A 19,405-nucleotide genomic window follows, 5' to 3' on the forward strand; every position below is an offset into this window, starting at 1 on the left:
TAATCTGCAACCCGACGAAATCATATAAAAAATGACAAATATCTTGTTTTATCCATCAAATATTTTTTATATTTGGGAAATTTAGAAAGAATACTAACTACATAAAAGAATAAAATATGCCCAAAGGAGTATTTAAACTACCAAACATTACCAATGAACCCATCAAAAGCTATGCACCGGGTTCTCCGGAAAGAAAAGAATTGAAGTCACAAATCAATCAATTGCGTTCTATCGTTGCCGATGTTCCAATGATCATTGACGGGAAAGAAGTTCGCACGGGGAAACTGGTAGATATTCGTCCACCACATGATCATCATCATCTGCTCGGACATTATCACCAAGGGGATGCCAGCCACGTGCAAATGGCAATTGATGCTGCATTAAAAGCTAAACCGGCTTGGGAAAAAATGAGCTGGGAAAGTCGGGCTGCCATTTTCTTAAAAGCGGCTGATCTTTTAGCCGGACCTTATCGTCAACGGATGAATGCCGTGACCATGTTAGGACAATCCAAAAATGCTTTCCAGGCAGAAATCGATTGTGTGGCAGAATTAGCTGACTTCTTCCGTTTCAACGTAAAAAATATGTACGAAATATACCATATGCAACCGAATTCCGCTCCGGGGATCTGGAATCGTACTGTATGGCGTCCTTTGGAAGGATTTGTTTTCGCCCTTACTCCATTCAACTTTACCTCTATCGCAGGTAACTTACCGGGAGCCCCGGCATTAATGGGTAATGTTTGCGTTTGGAAACCATCCAAGACTGCCGTTTACTCGGCACATCTGATTATGGAAATTCTAAAAGAAGCCGGATTACCTGACGGTGTTATCAACTTGGTTTACTGTTCAGGCCCGACGGCTGCCGATGTTATTTTCTCTCATAAAGATTTTGCAGGTATACATTTCACGGGATCAACTCAAGTATTCAATGATATTTGGGCTACTATCGTGAAAAATATTGATAAATACAGAAGTTATCCGAGAATTGTTGGGGAAACCGGAGGCAAGGACTATATTTTCGCCGACCCGACAGCATGTCCTAAAGAAGTGGCAACAGCTATCGTACGCGGGGCGTTCGAGTATCAAGGACAAAAATGTTCTGCCGCCTCACGCGCTTACATTCCTGCCAATATCTGGCCCGAAGTAGAAAACTACGTGCAAAAGGACATGGCTAGCATAAAAGTCGGTGGAGTTGAAGATTTCACGAACTTTGTAAACGCCGTTATTGACGAGGCATCTTTCGTTAAATTGTCTAACGCAATTGATGCTGCAAACAAATCGGAAGATGCAGAAGTGATTATCGGCGGGCATTACGATATGAGTGCTGGATATTTTATCCAACCGACCATTATCCAAGCTTTCAAACCGGATTACATTACCATGCGGGAAGAATTATTCGGTCCGATCTTAACCGTTTACGTTTATGATCCGGAAAAAGTAGATGAAACATTAGATATTCTGGACAAATCATCGGCATACGCTCTTACCGGAGCTATTTTCTCTAAAAATCGTGCCAACATCGAGGAAATGACAGAGCGTTTAACTCACACGGCCGGTAATTTCTACATCAACGATAAACCAACAGGAGCTGTTGTTGATCAACAACCTTTCGGTGGTGGTCGTGCATCCGGTACTAATGATAAAGCAGGAACGATCTTTAATCTACTACGCTGGGTTTCTCCACAAGCCATTAAAGAAACGTTTGTTCCGGCAACGAACTATATGTATCCTAATTTCTTGGAAGAATAGAACTTTTAATTCTCCATACAAGCTGAACGTCATGTACGTTCAGCTTTTTCTTTTTAGAAAAGCTGATACTTCCGGTTTACGGCATAAAAAGTTTCTCGAGAAACATGATAAATTCGGCAAACTGCCGACACGGACATCCCCTCTTCAAGCAAATGGCTAATCTCTTCCCGGTTATCCAGCAACACGTTTTGCTTTCCTTTTCCCGGCGGACGTCCCAAACGTACTCCTTCCGACTTCCGGTGAGCCAAAGCCTCTTTAGTCCTCATCGAAATGAGATTATGCTCAATTTCTGCCACCAAGGCAAAAGCAAAAGCTAAAACTTTACTATTAATGCTATTGTCAAAAGCATAACCATCTTTCGTGCTATATACCGTTATATTCATTTCAAGACAACGATGAAGAATTGACATTATGTCTAGCAATGTTCGACTTAATCGGGATAATTCCGTAACGATTAATACATCTCCCCTTTTCAAACTTTTCAACAATCGCCCTAATTTCCGGTCATGCTCCTTCTTTTTGCCACTTACCACTTCCGTCACCCAACGATTTACGGTCAAGTTTTTCCGTGCAGCAAATTTTTCAATTTCTTCTTTTTGATTCTCAAGATGTTGTTTCCCTGTGCTTACCCTTAAATATGCTATTGTCATAACCCTTCCGTTTTACAAAATAAATTAAAACAAAGACATTAATAGTCATTTTATAAAAAATACTAGACCTACAAATATAAACAAACAAATCACACAGGTGTCAAGTAAAACGTTCATTAAAGTTGACACTGCTTTTTACATGAAAGATTAGATTTTTTTATATACCTTTTCTTTCGTGTAAGGGTCTTGTTAGTAATATTTTTGCAAGAATTCATCATGTTTCTCCTAAAATTTGGTATATTTGTCTAGTAAAATGAACGTTTAGTCTGACAAATAGTTTTAAACAAGGCGTTAAATCATATGAAAATCGAATTCACATTCAGGATGTAGGATTATATAACAAATTGATTATGAACAAAAGAGAACTCACTAAAAAAGTAGCAGAAAGAAGTGGACACACCCAAGCAACTTCTGCATTAATCATTAACACATTTATCAGTTGTATACTGGAATCTCTTGAAGCAGGTGAAAAAGTTACGATTCAAGACTTCGGAACTTTAGCTGTAAAGCAACAAAAAACAAGAGAAAGATTCAATTTGATCACCAAAAAAGTGGAAAAATATTCCTCTTACGATTACATCAAGTTTATAACCAGTAAATCGTTAAAGAACAAACAAAAAGCAAGAAGTTTAGCAACAAAAGAATAGAGATACATAAGTATCTCTATTCTTTTTATAATTAGCTTTGTATCATTAAATGATTACGATGTGTTCTTGATCAGTTAATTTCTCACAATAGTGACACTTCAACACGATAGGAGAACTCCCGACAACATCAAATTTTGTACGAACATTCTGGTTGTTGGTAATACATTTCGGGTTCACGCATTTAGCAATTCCCTCCACGTGCTCTGGCACCATAACCGCTTTTTTCTCCGCAACTTCGAAATCTTTTATAATATTGATTTTTGCCGTCGGAGCAACCAAAGCCAACTTGTTTATCTCATCATCTTTCAAGAATTTATCCCAAATCTTGATAATCCCTTTTTTACCCAGCTTGCTACTAATTAAATTGTAACCAAAAGTTACCGTATTCTCCAAATTCTGGATTCCCAACACGTTAATCACGTCAAATAATTTCTCTGCAGGAATATGATCTATTACCGTTCCGTTCTCCACGGCACTAACCTGTAATTCTTTCTTTGCTGCCATATCTCTTTATTCTTTAATTACCATTTTAAATCTAATGCTTTGAAAATAATTGCCTGACGAGTGTATACCCCGTTCAAAGCCTGCTGGAAGTAATATGCTTTCTTGTTATCGTCCACATCTTCACTGATCTCATTCACGCGAGGTAGTGGGTGAAGAATCTTCATGTTATCCTTTGTCCCTGCCAGCATGGAGTTTTTCAAGATATATACATTCTTCACTTTCTCGTACTCCAACGGATCTGCAAAACGCTCCCGTTGTACGCGTGTCATATAAAGGATGTCCGCATCATTGATCACATCATCCAACTCGGTATGCTCGTAATAAGGAATATGCAATTCGTCCAAGAACAACTTGTAAGCTTTCGGCATCTCCAATTCTTTCGGGGAAATAAAGTGGAACGTCGGGTTAAAATGGCTCATCGCCTGTAATAAAGAATGGACTGTTCTTCCGTATTTCAAGTCCCCGACCATGAAAATATTCAGATTTTCAAGGGTCCCCTGCGTTTTATAGATAGAATACAAATCCAACATGGTTTGAGTCGGGTGTTGATTGGCACCATCTCCCGCATTAATTACCGGCACATCAGCAACCTCACTGGCAAAACGGGCTGCCCCCTCCAAAGGATGACGCATCACAATCAAGTCGCAGTAGTTATCCACCATCTTGGTCGTATCTTTCAATGATTCCCCTTTTGTCGTACTAGAGGATGAAGCATCGGAAAATCCGACAATACGACCTCCCATTCTACTAATAGCTGTTTCGAAACTCAATCGCGTACGAGTAGATGGCTCGAAAAACAGGGAAGCAACCACCTTACCCTCTAATAAATTACGATTTGGGTTTTTCTCAAATTCAGAAGCTATTTTCAATACTTCCAAAATGTCCTCTTTCGAGTAGTCGGTAATGGATACTAAGCTACGTTTATTCATAATTCTATATATTAAAAATGTTTATGTTCGTTCATACTCTCCCATATAAAAAAAAACCAACAATGTCAACTAACGACAATGTTGGTTTTCTGTATCTTGTTAAAACAACGATTATGTCTCTGCCTAAACTGCAGGCATAAAAACAATCTTCGCCGAATATTTTGATGTTCTATCTTCATATCGGAATACAAAATTATGCATAATTTCCATCCGAACAAAACGATTTTCCAATTTATTTTCCAAAATAGTTCGCACGAAAACAAGAATTCCTGCAAACGAACCAGTTACAAGAAAAAAAATTCACCCCAAAAATTCCATATATAAACTACAACCGGGAAGCGATCTGGTCGACTATATCTTTAGCAACCTCCACCTTTGTTTTCAACTCATAGACAGTCTTATCTCCCGCTTTATCCAGAATTGTCACCTTATTCGTATCTACGCTAAAGCCCGCTCCCTTATCATTCAAACTATTCAAGACGATCATATCCAAATTCTTTCGCTGCATCTTAGAAAGAGCATTTATCTCTTCATCATTCGTTTCCAAGGCAAACCCGATTAATAATTGCGACGCAGTTTTTATTCTTCCTAATTCAGCAGCAATATCTTTTGTCGGCAGTAATTCCAGCAACAGATCATCCTTACCCCGTTTAATTTTGTAATCGGCTTTTTCCTTCGGGGTAAAATCAGCCACAGCAGCACTCAAAACCGCAACATCACTGTTGACAAACTCTTTTGACGTTACTTCGTACATCTGAGCTGCAGACTCCACATCTACCCGACGAATCGCCGGATGACACGTTTTCAAGTTTACAGGACCACACACAAGCACTACTTCTGCTCCCCGTCCAGCAAGTTCCTCCGCAATAGCCAAGCCCATTTTCCCGGATGAATAATTCCCGATGAAACGTACGGGATCTATTTTTTCATAAGTAGGTCCCGCTGTTACTACCACCTTCTTACCTTTAAAATCTGCTTGTCGGGCAAAATAATCCGTGATAAAGGAAACAATCTTTTCCGGTTCTTCCATCCGTCCTTTCCCAATCAAGCCACTAGCCAGCTCCCCACTTTCCGGTTCGATAATAATATTACCAAAAGATTGCAACACCTTCAAATTTCGTTGCGTTGCCGGATGTTTATACATATCCAAATCCATTGCCGGAGCCACCATCACCGGACACTTGGCAGACAAATAAGTTGTCAACAATAGATTATCTGCAATACCTCCCGCCATCTTTCCGATCGTGTTCGCTGAGGCCGGAGCAATCAAATACAAATCAGCCCACAATCCCAGATCGACATGTGAGTTCCAATCTCCATTTTCCGGATTATAAAAATCAACCATAATCGGACTCTTGGAAAGAGTTGCCATCGTCAAGGGGGTAATAAATTCCTTTGCCAAAGGGGTCATAACCACTTTCACGCTCGCCCCTTCTTTCACAAGCAGACGAGTTAATGTTGCGGCCTTGTATGCGGCAATACTGCCTGTCACTCCCAATATAATATGTTTTCCTTTTAACATCACTTATTTATAACGTTATAAATTCACGCTCCTCGAACTCAAATATCAAGGAAAGAGAACTTGCTTGGCAAATTTAAAACAAAAAACCTGAAAGTATAGCACTCTCAGGTATATTCTTTTCCTTAAAGACAGGGACTATTCCTCGTCTGCATTATTTGCATCACCTTTCTCTTTCGAGGAAACACGGAAATAAATATCCCCGTCCTCAAATTCCTGGGTAGCAATCAACACGGGTTTCGGCAAACGCTCGTAATACTTGGAAATCTCGATCTGTTCCCGATTTTCAAATATCTCTTCCAAATTATCCGCATAAGAGGCAAACTCTTGAAGTTTCCTACTTAACTCCTCTTTCATTTCAACCGAAATCTGATTAGCCCTTTTACCGATCACGGCTACTGCCTCGTAGATGTTATCCGCTTTACTGGCCAATGATGCCGGATTCCGGGTAATAGTATTATTCGGCGCTTTAACTTTCTTAAAATCTACCATGGTTAATTTGAATATTATTGTTTTATCTGGTTATTCTTCTTCATCAACATCATACGGTTTCAAGAACTCGTTGATAATTTCATATTTTCGAGCCATTTCCTTGGCATAACGACTTTCCGGGTATTCATCAAGGAAATAATAATACTCCTCTTTAGCCGCATTATAACGTTCGTATTGTTTATCTTCAACACTATTTACAGCCATCTCGTACTTGGAATTGAACAACATATACATGATTTCTTCCCGATATTTAGATCCCGGGTAATCCTTTAAACAATTCTCAAGACTCACCACGGCTGATTTATATTTTTCTCTCAAATAGTAATTTCTTGCGCTCAAGTAATCCTTGTAAGACAACTTGTCCCTCATCTCATCCATGTATTCATGAATTTGTTCTTTACGAGAACTGTTCGGGTAACGGCTCAAATAAAGTTGAAAACTTTCCATTGCTTTCTCTGTCACGGTCTGATCCAATCTCGCTTTCGGAGAAGCCAAGAAATTACAATACCCGATCATGTATAAACATTCTTCCACGTAGGAACTTTCTGGATATATTGAAACAAACTGCTTGAACAATTCTGCCGCAACTTCGTAATCTTTTTGGTTATAACTACAGAAAGCCCGGTAATAAGCCACACTCTGAGCCTTGGATGTTCCCTGGAAAACCATCCGAATCCCATCAAACAAATTGGAAGCTTTCGTGTAATCTCCATTATTATAATACTCCACCGCTTTCTTATACATGGCCTGAGAATCACCACTTTTCAAGAGTTTCTGATACTCACTACATGAACTCATCAAAATTATCACAAGCAGAAATCCTATAAAATTCTTCATCATAAAGTGCCTTTTTTGCATCACGCAAAGATAAATTATAAATATCAAATTACAAAGATAATGAATGAAAATTCTGAATATGGATTCAAATCATGAATTCCCTCTCAAACCAGTGAAGAGAAAATAATTTTTATTTATAAAACATTCTAAAATTTTCATTCAAGTAATTTATGTCATATATTTGTTGAATAATGATCATCAAAAGCCTAGTAATGGTCATTCAATTAACATTTAAATCATTTTGCATGAAAAAACAATTAATTATATTCCTATTATGTCTAATTACGCTCCAACTACAAGCTCTAGACAGGCGGATTATTCGGATTTCCACTGCTTCCACGGATTTAATTCTTCAAATAGGAACAAACGGGCGTCTGTACCAGTCATACTTGGGCCCCCGACTTATTAATGAAACCGATATAAATCACTTTTTAAATGACGAGACCATATCTGCCTGCAAATGGGAAGCATACCCGGGGTCCGGGATGGAAGATTATTTTGAACCAGCGTTAGGCATTACTCATAGCGATGGGAACATGACTACTTTGCTAAAATACATATCACAGGAGATTCACCAAATAGATAGTAACACGACAGAAACGATCATTGTATTGCAAGATGAAGTCTACCCAATCGAAGTAAAACTACACTATATGGCTTTTGCCAAAGAAAATGTCATAAAATCATGGTCAGAAATAAGCCATCAAGAAAAAAAATCAATAACCTTATTCCGGTATGCATCAACCATGTTGTATTTTCAAAATCTCCACTACTTTTTAACAGAATTCAGTGGAGATTGGGCTAATGAGGTTAACATGACCTCTCAAGAATTACAGTTTGGAAAAAAAATTCTTGACACCAAATTGGGAAGCCGATCCGCCATGCATACCCAGCCTTTCTTTCAACTAGGTATAGGACAACCAGTTACAGAAAATGAAGGATTAGTTTTAGTAGGAACCATCGGATGGACCGGAAATTTCCGGTTTACCTTTGAAGTCGACAATATCGGAAATCTACGTGTAGTCCCTAGTATAAATCCTTATGCGTCGCATTATGAACTTCTGCCGGGCAAAATATTCAAAACACCCGAATTCATTTTTACCCTTAGTGAAAATGGAGTCGGCCGTGCCAGTCGCCAATTACACGATTGGGCCCGTCGTTATCAAGTGAAAAACGGACTGGGAGAACGTCTCACGCTATTAAATAATTGGGAAAATACCGGTTTTAACTTCGATGAAAAAATATTACTTAACCTGATAAAAGAAGCTCAACATCTTGGAGTTGATATGTTTTTATTAGATGACGGCTGGTTCGGGAACAATCATCCTCGGAATAACGACCGTGCTGGCTTAGGAGATTGGGAACCCATGACCCGTAAATTACCTAACGGCATTGCCCCCCTAATTGACGGGGCCGAAAAGAGCGGTATTAAATTCGGAATCTGGATTGAACCAGAAATGATCAATCCCAAAAGCGACCTCTTCAAGAAACACCCAGAATGGGCGATACACCAATCCAACCGGAAACCTTACTATTATCGTAACCAACTAGTGCTAGATATGAGCAATCCCAAAGTACAAGATTACGTATATAATATCGTCGATCATTTAATGACCCGACACCCGGGAATTGCTTTTTTCAAATGGGACTGCAATAGTCCTATTACCAACATCTACTCCCCGTATCTAAAGAACAAACAATCCCAATTATACATAGACCATGCACGAGGAGTGTATACCGTTTGGGAACGAATAAAAGAAAAATATCCAGACCTATCCATGATGCTTTGTGCCGGCGGTGGCGGGCGTTGCGATTACGAGGCTCTAAAATATTTCACGGAATTCTGGCCAAGTGATGACACGGAACCCGTGGAACGAATCTTTATCCAATGGGGATTCTCGCAAATATTCCCATCACAAGTTCTTTGTGCCCATGTAACCAGTTGGGGTAAACAATCCATCAAATTCCGTACAGACGTTGCCATGATGTGCAAATTGGGATTTGACATTAGCATTTCAAACCTAACACCGGATGAACAAACCTTTTGTCAGGAAGCCGTAAAAAACTTTAAACGCCTATCCCCTATTATTTTACAAGGGGATCTTTATCGCTTGGTTTCTCCTTACAAGACCAACCATGCTGCAGTAATGTATGTTGGGAAAGATCAACAGCAAGCCATTCTGTATGCCTACGACTTGTATCCCCGATTCGGAGAAAGCCTTATTCCAGTCAAACTACAAGGACTTGATCCGACCAAAAACTATAAAATTGAAGAAATCAATCTCATGCCGAGACGTCGGTCTTCATTGAAAGCACAAGGTAAAACGTATTCCGGTGATTACTTGATGAAAGTAGGGATAGAAGTGTTTACCACGAATAAAACGCACAGCAGGATTTTAGAAATAACAGCATTATAACATATCCGTTCGTACTATGCTGTTGATTAACCATTCGGCTAGGTTTTCTCCCTGCTTTCTCCGTGCCACTAGCGAGCGCCCCTCGTAAAATGCTTGTTCAAAAAGGGGGTGAGTTTGGCCCAAAACAAGGCCTTAAGTAGAGAGAAACCTAACGAGAGTGTACCAAACATTGCATGAATAAAAATAGGGACTAAGTATTTAAACGTATTTCTTCCTTCCTGACCGCAACTTTTCAAAAGAACTTATTTGGAATACATTTTTTTAGTTACCTTTGTTTCCACATTGTAAATAATAAGATTAAGAATTTCAAAATATTTATCGAAGTGGACATTTTTGAAAGAGTAAGACAACAGAAGGGAAACATTGGTCAATATGCCAAACAAGCTCATGGCTATTTCTCTTTCCCGAAATTAGAGGGCGAAATTGGTCCCCGCATGAAATTCCGCGGTAAGGAAGTTTTAAACTGGAGTTTAAATAATTATATCGGTCTTGCAAACGACCCGGAAGTACGTAAAGCTGACGCCGAGGCTGCTGCAAAATACGGTATGGCTTACCCAATGGGGGCGCGTATGATGAGTGGGCAAACTTCTCGTCACGAGTACTTGGAATCTCAATTGGCAGAATTTGTGGGAAAACCGGACGCTTTCTTATTAAACTTCGGTTACCAGGGAATGGTTTCTATCATTGATGCCATGACCAGCCGTCACGATTGTATCGTGTACGATGCTGAAGACCATGCTTGTATCATGGACGGTCTTCGTTTGTCTCCGGCAAAAAGATATGTGTACCAGCATAATGACATGGAAAGCTTGCGTAAACAACTGGAAAGAGCAACCAAATGGGTGGAAAACACCGGTGGTGGCATCTTGGTGATTACGGAAGGTTTATTCGGTATGGCAGGTGACCTTGGTAAATTGGACGAGATTGTAGCTTTAAAGAAAGACTTCAATTTCCGTTTACTCGTGGATGACGCTCACGGATTCGGAACCATGGGACCCCACGGAGCCGGAACAGGAGATCATTTCGGTGTAATGGACGGTATCGACCTTTACTTTGCAACTTTTGCTAAAGCAATGGCAGGTATCGGTGCATTCATCGCTTGTGATGAAGATATTTGTATGTATTTGAGATATAACATGCGTTCTCAGACCTTCGCAAAATCACTCCCGATGCCTATGGTTGAAGGTGCGATCAAACGCTTGGAACTATTGAGAACCAAACCGGAATTGCGTGAAAAATTATGGACGATCGTAAGAGCTCTCCAAGCCGGATTGAAGGCTGACGGATTGAATATCGGAAGAACCAATTCTCCGGTTACTCCTGTCTATTTGTCCGGTAGTGTGGCCGAAGGAACACAGGTTGCCATGGATTTAAGAGAGAACTATAACTTGTTCTGTTCTATCGTGGTTTATCCGGTTATCCCGAAAGGCCAATTATTACTCCGCTTGATCCCGACGGCTATGCACACCTTGGAAGACGTGGAATACACGGTAAAAGCATTCAAGAATGTTGCCCAAAAGTTAGCTAACGGAGAATACAACAAAGACGTAGTTGTTGATGCAAACGCTCTATAATTGAAGCGTTACATAAATACAAGTAAAAAAGAGGGAAATTTCCCTCTTTTTTAGTACCCTAAAGCCCTAATAACAAATAAAAAACCTACCTGCCGAAACAGATAGGTCCATCTTGCTTGTGTTCAATCAAGATGATTTATGGAAAAGCTAATCTAATGAGACATACCTAAAACAAGACCCAATCCGTATGGAATGAGCCAAAAGGCCCAGACAATCACACTGAATTTGCTAAAATTACGCATCGCCTTCTCATTCCCTTTCCGGTAAGTTACTATGGCCCAAACCGCATGAATTGCCATCAAAACAATCGCAAGTATTCCGGTTATCCCATGTAAAGGATCTACATCTCCTTTTTGTCCTGCAATATCGGACATAATCGCCGTCCCCAAAGAATCGGCAACCAAACCCAAAAGAAAAAACACGATGTGCCACAATTTCAGCCTGCCCTGTACCTTCTCAGCCCAAGTCCCTATCGTGTAAAAAACAAGGGCTAACGTGATACTTGTTATTGCTGCTCCTAAAAAAAACATATCTTCAAAATCTTAAATTATTACTCGTAACGAATAGCATCTATCGGGTTTAACCGGGAAGCTTTGCGGGCTGGATACCAACCGAAGAATATCCCGGTAAACGTACAAACCAAGAATGAAATGATGACGGAATACAATAAAACAGATACCGGCCATCCCAAAAGCGAACGCAGTGCTAATGCCGCCCCGACTCCCAAGGCCACACCTATAATTCCACCGGAAACACTGATGATGATTGATTCGATCAAAAATTGGAACAATATATGTCTCCCCTTGGCCCCGATGGACATTCGCAAACCGATCTCCCGCGTACGTTCCGTCACGGAAACATACATGATATTCATGATCCCGATACCCCCAACCAATAGAGAAATCCCCCCGATACAAGCCAAAAGTATAGTCAAAACTTTCGTTGCCATCGTCAACACCGAACTCATTTCTTCCAAAGAACGAACCGTAAAGTCCTCCTCCTGCGTTCCGGATATACCATGCGTTTGTCTCAATACTCCGGTTATCTCCCGGATCACTTTATTCGTGTACTTTTTATCCGCAACGGAAACATATATCCCGTGCATGTAAGGAATTGCTAACAATCTTTTTTGTATCGTCGTGAAAGGAGCCACTATAATATCATCTTGATCTCGTCCCATAGAGTTGTACCCTTTAGGAGCCAATACCCCGACAATACGGAACGGCACTTTATCAAAACGAATAACCTGCCCAAGAGGATCCTCCCCATTCTTGAACAAATTATCCACGATAGTCTGCCCTACCACACACACCTTGGCCGCCATTTTCATATCCTGATCACTAAACATTTCTCCTTTGGCAACAGATAAACGACGAATTTCCATATAATCTTCGTTAATCCCATAAATAGAAGTAGGAGTATTATTAGGTCCATAAATAGCCTGTCCCGATTTGGTCACGTAAGGGGAGCAACTTTCCAAGTAGGGAACTTCCGACATGATGGCTTGATAATCTTTCAACTCTAAAGTCTGCACGATCACTCCATTTTGCCGGATACCTCCCACCATCGCGTTGGTCGGGTTGACCACGATCATATTAGCCCCAAGCTCCTCTATCTGTTTCTCAATACTACGCTTGGAGCCTTCACCGATGGCCAGCATCGAGATCACCGAACTCACTCCGATGATAATTCCCAACATCGTCAGGAATCCGCGTAATTTATTATTACTTAATGCCCGAAGGGCTATAATTATCAAATTTCCGTAATTCATAAATCAAAAATTAATTGATTTTCAATTGTCTAATCGTTCTCTTTCGGTAACGCCTCCAATGCCTGTTGTGCCGAACCGATCTGTAGATTTACCTTATCTTCGATAATCTGCCCGTCCCGCAGTAATATATTACGGCTACTAAATTCTGCGATCTCCGGGTTGTGAGTAACAAAAATAATTGTCCTTCCCTCTGCATGTAAACGTTGAAATAAGGCCAAAATCTCGTATGAAGTACGGGTATCCAAATTACCGGTCGCCTCATCAGCCAGCAAAATAACGGGATCATTCACCATGGCACGAGCAATGGCCACCCGTTGTTGTTGACCTCCTGACATTTGATTGGAACGATGGTGAATCCTGTTTTCCAACCCAACCGCCTTCAACGCATCCAAAGCCCTCTCCCTTCTCGCTCGTTTCGAATAAGAAGGATTATACAATAAAGGTAATTCCACGTTTTCCAATGCCGTTGTTTTGGGTAACAGATTATAGGACTGAAAAATAAAGCCTATCTTTAAATTTCGAAAAGAAGCCCGTTCATTCTTTCCCATATTTCGAACCGACATCCCATCCAAATAATACTCCCCGGATGTCGGTATGTCCAAACACCCTAACACATTCAACAAGGTCGACTTACCGGAACCACTCGTTCCCATAATCGTCACGAACTCTCCCGGCTGAATGGCAAAAGAGACATCTCTTAAAGCATGTACCGTTTCCGAACCTACCACAAAATCCCGACAGAGATTTTCTATTTTTATAATATCTTTCATTTATCCGTTTCATTTAGGTAGAGCTGTCCAAAAAGTCATTCTTCAAACTCCCTCCCCCCTTCGGGGTACTTCCTCTATAAACAGAGGGAAAATTGAAATACTCCATGCCTTCAGGAAGAGTCACCAGTTCCTCCTCTATTTATAAAGGAGATGACACGAAGTGATGGAGGAATTTTGGAAATAAAATGACTTTTGGAACAGTTCCTCTCCAATTAGTCATTACTTTAATGCTGTGGCCGTGCCCCGGTCATATTAGGCATCAAAGGATTTCCCCCCGGTTTCGTTTTCTTCACGTTGGCAGCCTTTTCTGGTAAACGTATTCCGGTCACCACGCTTTCTCCTTCTTGAACTCCCTCCAACACTTCCGTATAAATACCATCAGAAATTCCAGTACGCACCTCTTTAGACTTCAATCCTTCAAGCGTTTGTAACCAAACTAATTTACCTGTTTGCGTTTTTACCTCTTCGGCCATCATGGGCATTCCATCTTCATTCTCCGGTTGGAAACGTAGGGCACGTAAAGGCATTACCAACACATTCTTCTTCTCATGTATCAATACGGTAATACTAGCCGTTAATCCGGGTTTCAGTTTTAAATCCGGATTCGGAGCATCGATAACCACCTCGTAAGTAACCACGTTTGAAGTCACGATAGGTTCTAAACGCACTTGAGTCACCGATCCTTCAAAATGCTCATCCGGGAAAGCATCCACGGTAAATATCACTTTTTGTCCTTCCTGTACCTGACCTATATCGGCCTCGTCCACGTCTGCAATCACTCTCATCTTCCGCAAATCATTTGCAATCACGAATAACTTCGGAGTATTAAACATTGCGGCAACCGTCTGACCCTCATCTACTGCCCGAGAAATAACCACCCCGTCAATCGGAGAATAAATCATACAATAATTCAAATTTGTTTTCGCTTTGATCAAATCAGAACGTGATCTGTCCAAAGCCCTACGAGCATTCTCATATTGATATTCGGCAGTCTCAAACTCAGAATCACTCACTAATTTTTTAGCATACAAACCAGACACACGTTCGTAATTCTTTTTCTGATAGTCAAACTCGTTTTGATTGGCATAAAGCGTTGACTGTTGCGCTTCATATTCTGACTCCAACACGGTCTTATCCAATTCTGCAATAAGTTGTCCCTTCTTCACCTCTGAATTATAGTCCACGAGAATGCGAGCTATCGTACCGGATACCTGCGTTCCCACTTCCACCTGCGTAATAGGCTCTATCGTACCGGTAGCTGTTATCGTGTTACGGATATTACCTCTCCTCACTTTAAACACCTCGTAATCTATCTTCGCTTTTTCTTCCGTGCGAAAAGAAAAAAACAAGAAAATAGCTCCCACGACAACGATTATTAAAATAGCAATCTTTTTCATTTTCAATCTCTTTTATCAAACATTAGATATTAATCGATTCATTTCTATAAAAATTCAACAGCTTATATGTAAGCACTGCCTGATACTTAGCTTGAATCCGTTCTTGTAAAGCCGATAGATAATTATTCTTTTCGACCAGTAGCTCCACAGCATTCTTCATTCCGGCATCAAATTTTTCTTGTACTTGTCGATAACTCTCGTAAGCAGATTTCACTCGCTGTATGGCTGCAGAATACCGACTTTGAGCGGCAACAACATCCTGATGCAAAGATTCAACCGTCTGCAACAAATCTTTTCGGGTATTTTGTTCATCTAACCGGACTTGCTCCGTTTGCAATTTTGCTTTTGACACATTCAAACGGGCTTGTTTCCGGTTCCAGATCGGGATACTGATATTAACCCCTACGTTTTCCACCAACCGATCATCCATCTGGGAAAAATAAGAACCGGAACTCTTGGAATCGTGATTTGTAGAAACGGAAGCCGAGAGCGCAACCATCGGTAAATATCCAGCCTTGGCAATCTTCTCTCCTAAGACAGATGCTTCCACGCTTATTTGTCTACTTTTCATCTCCGGCATTACCAACAATGCTTCCCGATAAACATCTTCCAATCTAGGAATAGTAACCAACACGCTCTTTTCATCCAGCTCCGGAAACATCACTTCAAAATCTTCTTCCGGTTCCAACTCCAAAAGTTGTTTCAATTGCAATTTAGAAAAAGCCAAATTATTTTCGGATTGTATCACCCGGTACTGATCGCTACTATACTGAGATTCCATCTGAGCCAAATCACTTTGACTGATAGAACCCGCTTGGCACAACTCCCTAGAACGGGCTAATTGTACTTCCGAGCTCTCTAATGTCTGTCGATCCGTCTTTAACGTTTCATTGGCATACAAAATTTGCAAGTACGCCTCTGTTACAGCTATCTCTATATCATTCTGCGCCACAAGCACGTTCAGTTTCATGGCCTTCTCCGTTAACTCTTGTTGCAGAATGGAACGGGAAAGCTTTCTTCCCTCGTAAATCGAAAGATTACCATTTAAAGAATAGCTACCCGTGTAAGCACTCGATGATTTCAAATCCCCGTTTGTTCCTGTCTTTTTCTGATGTGCCCACCCTTGAGTACTGGAAAAACTCAACGAGGGTAAACGTTGTGCCTTCCCCCGGGATAATTCAACAGACGTATTTTCCAATGCCACTCGGGCGTATCCCACCTGAAGGTTATGCTCCCGGGCATGTTCGATACAAGCACGCAGAGACCAACCTTCTTTTTTCTCTTGAGCAACCCCGTCATGAACTCCGGAAAAAAAGATACATACACTTCCGAAAAACACTATAAATCCCTTATTCACGCTTCTAAAACGTGAACTAATATCACCTAAACATCTCATAATTCAATCTTTGAAGTCTATATTGTCCTTGAGCGAATAATATCTACAATATGTTCATTATTAATAATGATCATACCGTGCTTATCACTCGTGATTCCATTTTCCAATTTATACGTGTAAGTCGGCACCTTATCTCTCATCACGGTAGGAAGGTACGCAAATGTCACATTATCATATGCTTTTCCCAATTCCTGCCCCACTTCAATAATATGTGTCGAAATCATAAATGAACAAGCTTTTCTATTTGCCAACGCTTTTGTTACCGCCAAAGTAGCATCAAAAGCATCCTTCACGTTTGTTCCTTTAAATAACTCGTCAAAGATCACCACCAAGCGTTTTGACAAACTGACCTCTTCCGCCACTTTCTTCACCCGAAGCACTTCAGCGTAAAAGTGACTGTATCCCATGTTAATATTATCAGGTACGTTGATTGAGGTATATAACCCGTCTTGAATGGAAAACGTCATACTTTTCGCAGCCACAGGGAATCCCATGTGTGCCATGTAAACGGCAATACCGAAAGATTTCATCAGCGTGGACTTTCCTGCCATATTCGCCCCTGTCAAGAAAAAGATATTTTTACTCTTCGTGATTTCCAAATCATTCGAAACTGCACCGGGAAGAGCCGGATGAAATAGTCCTTTAATTCCTATTGACATTTCATCATCCGTCAAGGCCACAGGAAAACTGAAATCTCGTTCCCGGGCCACCCGTCCCACCACAGTATTCACATCTATTTCATGAAACAATTTTACCAATTCGGCAAATTGTTTATTCATGTCACAACGCAAAAGCTTGTCAAACTTGAACATCTCTGTCAAGCTTAAGTTTTTACCTTGGAAATTCAGCACACAAGCTAATGTTTTATTCTGTAACAAAGCCTCTCCTTTCTTGATGCCCTCTTCCATCGGATTCCCGGCAATCGTCTTACCGACTTCATCTAAATAACGTTTGGCCTTTTGCAAGAAAAACACCGTGGTAATAACTTGTTCATGCCATTGATTGATAACTGTATTATTACCAATCAATTCCAACATCTTTGCTCTGAACAAAAGAGCCAAATTGAACACCCAATGTTTTCCGCTTGCTCCCGCCAAATACTGTTCCACCACGTCGCACTCTTTCGTGTCTCCGGGGAATGCAACATCATGTTCTTTAAAGTACCGAAAAACCCGTGTGCGTTGATTGATTTCTTCGGCATTCGTCAATGGATTCAAGAACATTTTTTCCAATAAACGTTCTCCTCCACGAGTCACCATTCCGGAAAAGATACTGTAAATTGAATTATTCTTAAACTTACCAAGAATATTCAAGTCCTCCAAGGTCTGTTTATCTGTCTCGAAACTCATCGTGTACCTCCTTCTCCATTGATAATTTCTATAATTCTCTCGTTATTAATAATAATCATTCCATGTCTATCATTCGTGATACCTTCCGTCAACTGATAAGTATAAACAGGAGTGCTGCCCTCCATCTTTGTAGGTAAATAGACAAAACGGATATTTTTACAACGCTCTTTCAAAGCCTGCCCCACCTCTATGATATGTGTCGAAACCATGAACAAACAATCCTGAATTTCAGCAAACGCCTCTGCCACGGCCAACGTTGCATCATACGCATCTTTCACGTTCGTCCCCCTGAAAAGTTCATCAAACACGATGACCAGATTCTTTGTCTGACACAATTGTTGAGCTACTTTCTTTACTCTCAACACTTCAGCATAAAAATGACTATAACCCATACTCAGATTATCCGGTAGATTAATCGTTGTAAACATTCCGTTGCGCACAGAAAATTCCATCTCTTTCGCCGGAACCGGAAACCCCACGTGAGCCAAGAACAAAGCAATCGTGAAAGACTTCATAAATGTTGACTTTCCCGCCATGTTCGCCCCAGTAAGAAATATAAGATTACTATCCTTATCCACATCTATCGAGTTTCCCACGGGATTTTTTAAAAACGGGTGGAAAACACCTCTCATTTTCAATACATTTTCTTCTGCAGGTAACACTTTTGCAAACACGAATCCTCGTTCTACGGCAACCTGTCCCACGGTGATATACACGTCCATCAAATATATATTATACATCATCTTGAACAACTTATCCCGCTCTTCAAATCGGAATACCCGATCATATGTCACCGCCTGCTCGTAAGTCACCTTTTTCTTCCCTTTTTCCTGCCGGAACCAGTTCCAATTTTCATTGGCAAGTAATGCCTTCAACTCTTCATTAGACTTCTTCACGTTCGGATCTGTCGCCTCTGCCCCGGAACTCAGAAAATCATCCAACACGTTCAACATCTCCAAACATCCCATTATCCCGTTATGAATCCAGGTATAGTCTGTATCGGAGCCCATCATATTCTTCATCTTCCTACCCAGCGTGTTATCCTGTACCATCAATTGCGTTCGACGGTCCGTGTTATTCAGGTAAAACTCCATTGCATCAAATATCGCACCTCGGAATGGAAAAGCCACCCGGCTATTCATATAGTAAGCAATAATCTTACTCCGGTTTTCAATCGCCTCCATTTCAGAAAGAGGGAACTGAAACATCTCCTCCAACTGCCGGGCACCTCCCCGCGTATGCATCCGATTGAAAATCTCATACACCGACTGGTTTCTACCCGTACCAAACACGGCTAAATCATTCAGTGTCTGTTTATCTATCTTAAAACTCATCTCTTTACCATTTACAAGTCAGATCCACGACTGACGTCCCTATGCCAATAGGGAACGTCAATCATAAACCA

The 19,405-nt window shown here is 40.7% G+C and carries 17 protein-coding genes; 4 read left to right on the forward strand and 13 right to left on the reverse strand.

Going from position 1 to position 19,405, the window contains the following annotated elements; all coding sequences use genetic code 11:
• Positions 1–116: 116 nt before the first annotated feature.
• Positions 117–1,748, forward strand: a complete 1,632-nt coding sequence (pruA, locus tag QVC79_RS12010; RefSeq protein WP_124317222.1) for an L-glutamate gamma-semialdehyde dehydrogenase — start codon at positions 117–119, stop codon at positions 1,746–1,748.
• 53 nt (positions 1,749–1,801) lie between these two features.
• On the opposite strand, the gene QVC79_RS12015 is transcribed toward pruA, so the two are convergent.
• Positions 1,802–2,398: a recombinase family protein gene (locus tag QVC79_RS12015; RefSeq protein WP_124317223.1), complete on the reverse strand. Its 597-nt coding sequence runs from the start codon at positions 2,396–2,398 to the stop codon at positions 1,802–1,804.
• Between the two features lie 350 nt (positions 2,399–2,748).
• Here QVC79_RS12015 and QVC79_RS12020 point away from each other — a divergent pair, with 350 nt between their 5' ends.
• Complete coding sequence (locus QVC79_RS12020) at positions 2,749–3,045, forward strand: HU family DNA-binding protein (protein ID WP_124317224.1); 297 nt, start codon at positions 2,749–2,751, stop codon at positions 3,043–3,045.
• Between the two features lie 45 nt (positions 3,046–3,090).
• On the opposite strand, the gene pyrI is transcribed toward QVC79_RS12020, so the two are convergent.
• The 5 genes from pyrI to QVC79_RS12045 all read right to left on the reverse strand — a co-directional run bounded on the left by pyrI (position 3,091) and on the right by QVC79_RS12045 (position 7,329).
• Positions 3,091–3,549 carry an aspartate carbamoyltransferase regulatory subunit gene (gene pyrI / locus QVC79_RS12025; RefSeq protein WP_124317225.1) on the reverse strand — a complete coding sequence of 153 codons (459 nt, stop codon included), beginning with the start codon at positions 3,547–3,549 and terminating at the stop codon, positions 3,091–3,093.
• A 17-nt stretch (positions 3,550–3,566) separates the two neighbouring features.
• Complete coding sequence (gene pyrB, locus QVC79_RS12030) at positions 3,567–4,478, reverse strand: aspartate carbamoyltransferase (protein ID WP_124317226.1); 912 nt, start codon at positions 4,476–4,478, stop codon at positions 3,567–3,569.
• Between the two features lie 325 nt (positions 4,479–4,803).
• Positions 4,804–6,003, reverse strand: a complete 1,200-nt coding sequence (coaBC, locus tag QVC79_RS12035) for a bifunctional phosphopantothenoylcysteine decarboxylase/phosphopantothenate--cysteine ligase CoaBC (protein WP_270595011.1) — start codon at positions 6,001–6,003, stop codon at positions 4,804–4,806.
• A 132-nt stretch (positions 6,004–6,135) separates the two neighbouring features.
• Positions 6,136–6,489: a DNA-directed RNA polymerase subunit omega gene (locus QVC79_RS12040; protein ID WP_027203087.1), complete on the reverse strand. Its 354-nt coding sequence runs from the start codon at positions 6,487–6,489 to the stop codon at positions 6,136–6,138.
• Positions 6,490–6,519: 30 nt separating this feature from the next.
• Positions 6,520–7,329, reverse strand: coding sequence for an outer membrane protein assembly factor BamD (locus QVC79_RS12045; protein WP_087421734.1), 810 nt, complete (start codon positions 7,327–7,329; stop codon positions 6,520–6,522).
• A 242-nt stretch (positions 7,330–7,571) separates the two neighbouring features.
• Between QVC79_RS12045 and QVC79_RS12050 the strand changes: the two genes are divergently transcribed.
• Together QVC79_RS12050 and QVC79_RS12055 are read left to right on the forward strand one after the other, a co-directional pair.
• Positions 7,572–9,743, forward strand: a complete 2,172-nt coding sequence (locus tag QVC79_RS12050; RefSeq protein ID WP_270595012.1) for an alpha-galactosidase — start codon at positions 7,572–7,574, stop codon at positions 9,741–9,743.
• 323 nt (positions 9,744–10,066) lie between these two features.
• Entirely contained in the window at positions 10,067–11,317 is a 1,251-nt protein-coding gene (locus QVC79_RS12055) for an aminotransferase class I/II-fold pyridoxal phosphate-dependent enzyme (protein WP_118304889.1), read from the forward strand.
• A gap of 152 nt (positions 11,318–11,469) precedes the next feature.
• On the opposite strand, the gene QVC79_RS12060 is transcribed toward QVC79_RS12055, so the two are convergent.
• The 7 genes from QVC79_RS12060 to QVC79_RS12090 form a co-directional block, all read right to left on the reverse strand.
• Complete coding sequence (locus QVC79_RS12060; protein ID WP_270595013.1) at positions 11,470–11,847, reverse strand: HsmA family protein; 378 nt, start codon at positions 11,845–11,847, stop codon at positions 11,470–11,472.
• Positions 11,848–11,867: 20 nt separating this feature from the next.
• The gene (locus QVC79_RS12065) at positions 11,868–13,088 is read right to left on the reverse strand and encodes an ABC transporter permease (RefSeq protein ID WP_270595015.1); all 1,221 of its coding nucleotides are present in this window, start codon (positions 13,086–13,088) and stop codon (positions 11,868–11,870) included.
• Between the two features lie 29 nt (positions 13,089–13,117).
• Positions 13,118–13,858, reverse strand: a complete 741-nt coding sequence (locus QVC79_RS12070; RefSeq protein ID WP_270542844.1) for an ABC transporter ATP-binding protein — start codon at positions 13,856–13,858, stop codon at positions 13,118–13,120.
• 224 nt (positions 13,859–14,082) lie between these two features.
• Positions 14,083–15,261 (reverse strand): efflux RND transporter periplasmic adaptor subunit, encoded by a 1,179-nt coding sequence (locus QVC79_RS12075; RefSeq protein WP_416336085.1) that lies wholly within the window; start codon positions 15,259–15,261, stop codon positions 14,083–14,085.
• Between the two features lie 16 nt (positions 15,262–15,277).
• Positions 15,278–16,651, reverse strand: a complete 1,374-nt coding sequence (locus QVC79_RS12080) for a TolC family protein (protein WP_270595017.1) — start codon at positions 16,649–16,651, stop codon at positions 15,278–15,280.
• Positions 16,652–16,668: 17 nt separating this feature from the next.
• Complete coding sequence (locus QVC79_RS12085) at positions 16,669–18,000, reverse strand: MutS-related protein (protein WP_270595018.1); 1,332 nt, start codon at positions 17,998–18,000, stop codon at positions 16,669–16,671.
• Entirely contained in the window at positions 17,997–19,334 is a 1,338-nt protein-coding gene (locus tag QVC79_RS12090; RefSeq protein ID WP_270595019.1) for a MutS-related protein, read from the reverse strand. The genes QVC79_RS12085 and QVC79_RS12090 overlap by 4 nt, the downstream gene beginning before the upstream one ends.
• Between the last annotated feature and the right edge of the window lie 71 nt (positions 19,335–19,405).

The organism is Butyricimonas sp. (assembly GCF_019423355.1).
Taxonomy (GTDB): Bacteria; Bacteroidota; Bacteroidia; order Bacteroidales; family Marinifilaceae; genus Butyricimonas; species Butyricimonas faecihominis.